This is a genomic window from Actinoplanes sp. NPDC051633, from assembly GCF_040681735.1.
GTDB lineage: Bacteria > Actinomycetota > Actinomycetes > Mycobacteriales > Micromonosporaceae > Actinoplanes.
Window position 1 is genome coordinate 1 of record NZ_JBFAZH010000503.1, and the last position, 5,464, is coordinate 5,464.

General features: G+C 72.1%; 4 protein-coding genes and 1 pseudogene. 4 read left to right on the top strand and 1 reads right to left on the bottom strand.

The window, feature by feature from the left end:
• The 4 genes and pseudogenes from AB0M20_RS25060 to denD all read left to right on the top strand — a co-directional run.
• Positions 1 to 455: pseudogene (locus tag AB0M20_RS25060) on the top strand (hydrolase TatD); the annotation flags it as partial.
• Complete coding sequence (gene eboE, locus AB0M20_RS25065) at positions 455 to 1,567, top strand: metabolite traffic protein EboE (protein WP_364302083.1); 1,113 nt, start codon at positions 455 to 457, stop codon at positions 1,565 to 1,567. The pseudogene AB0M20_RS25060 and the gene eboE, both read left to right, overlap by 1 nt.
• A complete protein-coding gene (locus AB0M20_RS25070; RefSeq protein ID WP_364302085.1) occupies positions 1,564 to 3,456 on the top strand; it encodes an alkaline phosphatase family protein in 1,893 nt (630 codons plus the stop codon). Before eboE ends, AB0M20_RS25070 begins: the two co-directional genes overlap by 4 nt.
• A 23-nt stretch (positions 3,457 to 3,479) precedes the next feature.
• Entirely contained in the window at positions 3,480 to 4,472 is a 993-nt protein-coding gene (gene denD / locus AB0M20_RS25075; protein WP_364302087.1) for a D-erythronate dehydrogenase, read from the top strand.
• 17 nt (positions 4,473 to 4,489) lie between these two features.
• On the opposite strand, the gene AB0M20_RS25080 is transcribed toward denD, so the two are convergent.
• On the bottom strand, positions 4,490 to 5,464 hold a 975-nt coding region (locus AB0M20_RS25080; protein WP_364302089.1), incomplete at its 5' end, for a PQQ-dependent sugar dehydrogenase.

A 5,464-nucleotide genomic window follows, 5' to 3' on the forward strand; every position in this document is an offset into this window, starting at 1 on the left:
CCCTGGTGCACACCCCGCACCGCGACAAGGCGGCCGGCACCCGCCGGACCCTCGACGTGGTGAAGGCCTCCGGGATCGGGGCGGAGCGGGTCCTGGTCGACCATCTCAACGAGGTCACCGTCGGACTGGTCCAGGACAGCGGCTGCTGGATGGGCTTCTCGATCTACCCCGACACCAAGATGTCGCCGTCGCGGATGGTCGAGATCCTCAAGGCGCACGGCACCGAGCGGATGCTGGTCAACTCGGCCGCCGACTGGGGCAAGTCCGACCCGCTGCTGACCGTGGCCACCGCCGAGGCGATGCTCGCGGCCGGCTTCACCGCCGACGACGTCGACCTGGTGCTGTGGCGCAATCCGGTGGAGTTCTACGGCCAGTCCGGCAAGCTCGACCTCTCCGACATCCCCGCGCCTGAGGCGACGTTCGAGGGCAGCTCGATCCTGCGCGGAGGCAGCTGATGCGCCTGCGGCACCGCGACGGGCAGACCGTGCACCTGTCCTACTGCACCAACGTGCACGCCGCCGAGGACATCGACGGCATCATCGCGCAGCTCGACACCTACGCCGTGCCGATCCGGGAGGAGTTGCGGACCGACGTGCTCGGCCTCGGCCTGTGGATCGCGGCGCCCGCCGCGGCCGAGCTGAGGAAGAACCCGCGCCCGTTGAAGGACGCGCTGAAGGCGCGCAACTGCGAGGTGGTCACGCTCAACGGCTTCCCCTACGCGGCGTTCCAGCAGGCCGTGGTCAAGGGCGCCGTGTACGAGCCGGACTGGACGACCCCGGAGCGCCTCGACTACACGCTGAACCTGGCCCACATCCTCGCCGAGATCATGCCCGACGACGCCGCCCGTGGGTCGATCTCCACCCTCCCGCTGGCGTGGCGCGACCCGTGGACCACCGAGATGTGGGACGCGTCCCGGCGGAACCTCGACACCGTTTCCGCGGAGTTGCAGAAGCTGGACCGCACGATCCGGATCGCGGTCGAGCCCGAGCCCGGCTGCATCATCGAGAACACAACGCAGGCCGCGGAGATGCTGACGGGCTTCGACGGGATCGGCGTCTGCCTCGACCTCGCCCACCTGGCCTGTGCCTGGGAGAGCCCCGCCGACGCAGTGCGACGGCTGACGGACGCCGGCGTGCCGATCGTCAAGACCCAGGTGAGCGCGGCGCTGGCCAGTGACGACCCGGAACGCGATCGCGACGTGCTGATGCAGTACGTGGAACCGCGCTTCCTGCACCAGACCCGCAGCCGCGAGGGCCTGTCCGCCGACGATCTGGACGAGGCTCTGGCCGAGCGGGGTGAGACCCCGTGGCGGATCCACTACCACGTGCCGATCCACGCCGAGCCGGTCGCGCCGCTGCGGGCCACCACGGACGTGCTGCGGGCGGCGTTGACGGAGCTCGTCGGCGGTCCCACCGCCGTCTGCGATCACCTCGACGTCGAGACGTACACGTGGAGTGTCCTGCCGCCGGCCTCGCGCCCGGACGGACCCGCCCAGCTCGCGCACGGCATCGCCGCCGAGCTGGCCCATGCCCGCGCCCTGCTCGAAGAGCTGGAGATCAAGCTGTGAAGCCGCTGCTGGTCCTCGACGTGGTCGGCCTGACCCCACGCCTGCTGGAGCACATGCCGCGTCTCAACGGCATCGCCGCGAACGGCTTCCAGGCCGAACTCGGCACGGTCCTGCCCGCGGTCACCTGCTCGGCGCAGTCGACGTTTCTCACCGGCGAGCTGCCCAGCGTCCACGGCATCGTCGGAAACGGGTGGTACTTCCGCGACCTGGGCGAGGTCTTCCTCTGGCGCCAGCACAACGGCCTGGTCGGCGGGGAGAAGATCTGGCAGACCGCGAGACGGGTACGCCCGGAGCTGACCGTCGCCAACGTCTGCTGGTGGTACGCGATGGGCGCCGACGTCAACTGGACGGTCACCCCGCGCCCGATCTACCACGCCGACGGCCGCAAGGACCCCGACTGCTACACCCGCCCACCGGCCCTGCGCGACGAGCTGACCACGGCGCTGGGCACCTTTCCGCTGTTCAGCTACTGGGGCGCCAACGCGGGCATCGCGTCCTCGGCGTGGATCGCCAAGGCCGCGGAGCGCATCATGGCCCGGCACCACCCCGACATGACCCTGGTCTACCTGCCCCACCTGGATTACGACCTGCAGCGCTACGGCCCGTCCGCGCCGCAGGCCGTAGCGGCCGCCCGGGAGCTGGACGAGACGATCGCCCCGCTGCTGGCGACCGGCGCGACCGTGGTGCTGGCCGGCGTGATCGCGGGCCTGATGGGCGGCACGAACCGGGCCCGGCTGCTGGCCTCGGGCATGTGGGCGGTCGGCGCGGCCGCCCTGATCACCGGTCATCTCCTCAGCACGGCGACGTTCGACGTGATGTTCACCGCGGGCGTGACCGCCTGCCTGCTGAAGGCACTGACCAGCGGGCGGCCCGGCTGGATGCTCGCCGCCGGCGCGGTACTCGGCGCCGGACTGCTGAACAAGCTGCTGATCGGGATCGTGGTCGCGCTGGTCTGCGCGGCGCTGCTGATCCTCGGGCCACGGCGGCCGCTGCTCACCTGGCCCGCTCTGGCCGGTGGCGGGCTCGCGGTGCTGGGCGCGGTGCCGTACCTGATCTGGCAGTCGACGCACGGCTGGCCGCAGTCCCGGGTGGCGGAGTCCATCGCCGGCGAAGGCAACCGGATCGGCGTGCTCCCGATCCAGTTGGTGCTGATCTCGATCTTCCTGACGCCGTTTCTCGGCGCCGGGCTGGTGCGTCTGCTGCGGCGGAGCGCCGGGCCGGCCCGGGCCTTCGGGTACGCGTACCTGGCGCTGGTGGTGCTGGTGCTGGTGACCGGCGGCAAAGGCTATTACGCGGCCGGGCTGATGCCGGTGATCGTGGCGTCGGCCGGGCTGGTCACCGACGGCTGGCTGGCCCGCGGCCGGGTGCGGCTGCGAACCGCCCTGGTCGGCGCCGCGGTCGGGGTGTCGCTGGTGCTCAACGCCATCAACGGGCTGGCGATCACGCCGGTCTCGCGGCTGCAGCAGAGCGGCATCAATGAGCTCAACCCGGAGGCGGGCGAACAGGTCGGATGGCCGGAGTTCCAGGCGGCGGTCAGGGCCGCGGTGCTGACCCTGCCTCCCGACCAGCGGGACCGGGCGGTGGTGTTCGCCGCCAACTACGCCGAGGCCGCCGCGGTGGGGCTGGGCAGCGGTCTGCCGCCGGCCTTCAGCGGGCACAACGGGTACGCGTTCTGGCCGCCGCCCGCATCGGCCACCGGCCCGGTGATCCTGACCGGCTTCGCCCCCGGCCGAGCCGCGAGCCGGCACTTCACCGGCTGCCGGGTGGCCGGCCGGGTGGACAACGGATACGGGCTGGACAACGACGAACAGGGCGCGATCCTGCAGGTGTGTGACGGCCCGACCGGCGGCTGGACGGAAGTATGGCCGTCGCTGATCCACTACGACTGACCGGGCTCTGGGAGGGTGGACCCATGCGCGTTCTCATCACCGGCGGCGGCGGGTTCATCGGCCGGCGGCTCGCCGAGGCTCTGCTGCGCTCCGGGACGGTGACGGTGGACGGCGGCGCGCCGCAGCCGATCGAGCGGATCACGCTGTTCGACTCGGTCGCCGGCGCCGGCCACCCGCAGGACGAGCGGATCGAGCCGGTCACCGGCGACATCACCGACCGGGCCGCCGTCGAGGGCGTGACCGCGCGGGCCGACGTCGTCTGGCATCTGGCCGCCGTCGTCAGCGCCGCCGCCGAGGCGGACTTCGATCTCGGCTATCGGGTCAACGTCGACGGCACCCGCACGCTGCTCGAGGCGCTCCGCGGCACCGGCCGCCGGCCACGCGTGGTGTTCGCGAGCAGCTTCGCCGTGTACGGCGGCGACCTGCCGCCCGTCGTCGGCGACGAGTTCCACCCGGTGCCGCAGAGCTCCTACGGCACCCAGAAGGCCATCGGCGAGCTGCTCGTCGCCGACCACAGCCGCAAGGGCTTCGTGGACGGCCGCAGCCTGCGCCTGCCGACGATCGTCGTGCGGCCCGGCAAGGCGAACAAGGCCGCCTCGAGCTTCGCCAGCTCGATCATCCGTGAGCCCCTGGCCGGCCGGGAGGTGGTCTGCCCGGTGGGCCGGGACACCGCGATCTACATCCTCTCCCCGCGCCGGGTCACCGAGGCGCTGCTGCGGGCGATGGAGCTGCCCGAGTCCGCTTGGGGCGTGCACCGCACCCTGCCGCTGCCGGGCATCACGACGACGGCCGGCGCCATGGTGGAGGCACTGCAAACGGTGGCGGGCCCGGCCGTGGCCGGCCGCATCCGATGGGAGCCGGACCCGGCGATCCAGCGCATCGTCGAGACGTGGCCGGTCGGCGCCGACGCGCGGCGCGCCCGGAGCCTGGGCTTCACCGACGACGGCACGTTCGACGCGATCCTGCTCGCGCACATCGAGGACGAGCTCGGCGGCGCGAGCGCGATCGCGCGCTGAGCGAAGCTCCGGGCCGGTCAGCCGCCCAGGGTGACGTGCAGGATCCGCTCGTCGCTGTTGTCGGGCACGCTGTCCTTGTCGCCCCGGTTGCTGGTGGTCAGCCAGAGGCCGCCGTCGGGCGCCGGCTCCACGGTGCGCAGCCGGCCGTACGTGCCGTTGAAGTAGGTCTGCACGCCGGTGAGCTCGCTGCCGCTGATCACCGCCCGGTACATCCGGGTGCCGCGCTGGCAGGCGATGTAGAGCGCGGTGCCGACGACAGCGATCCCGGAGCAGGAGCCCTCGGCCGTGGGGTACGTGCGCTTCGGCGCGATGAACCCGGGCGTGCCGCACGTGCCGGAGGTGCCCTCACAGGCGGGCCAGCCGTAGTTGCCCCCCTTGACGATCAGGTTGGTCTCGTCCATGACGGAGTTGCCGAACTCCTGCTCCCACAGCCGGCCCTGCGCGTCGAACGCGAGGCCCTGCGGATTGCGGTGACCGTAGCTCCAGACGTACGTGCCGAACGGGTTGTCCGGCGGGACGCTGCCGTCGGGGTTGAGCCGCAGGACCTTGCCGTTGAGACCGGCCAGGTTCTGGGCGTTGTCGCCGTTCTGGGCGTCGCCCGTGCTGGCGTACAGCTTGCCGTCCGGGCCGAAGCGCAGCCGGCCCCCGTCGTGGTACTTGTTGCGCAGGATCCCGCTGATCAGCACCTGCCGGGATCCGGTGTCGAGGGCGTTCCCGACGAGCTTCATCCGGATGATCCGGTTGTCCGTGGGTGAGGTGTGCATGATGTACAGCCACCGGTCGGTGGCGAACGACGGGGAGATCGCCAGGCCGAGCAGGCCGCCCTCGCCGTCGGTGCTCTGCACGCCGGGCACCGTGCCGACCAATGTCCGGACGCCGGTGGCGGGGTCGAGGCGGGCGATGTCGTGGGCGTCGCGGCGGGTGTAGAGGACGCCGCCGTCCGGCAGGGTGACCAGGCCCCACGGGATGTCGGTGTCGGTGCCGACCTGGAC

What these genes read in the sequence shown, in the direction of transcription:
- eboE (WP_364302083.1), top strand. Translation starts at nt 455, where the DNA reads ATGCGCCTGCGGCACCGCGACGGGCAGACCGTGCACCTGTCCTACTGC.
- denD (WP_364302087.1), top strand. Translation starts at nt 3,480, where the DNA reads ATGCGCGTTCTCATCACCGGCGGCGGCGGGTTCATCGGCCGGCGGCTC.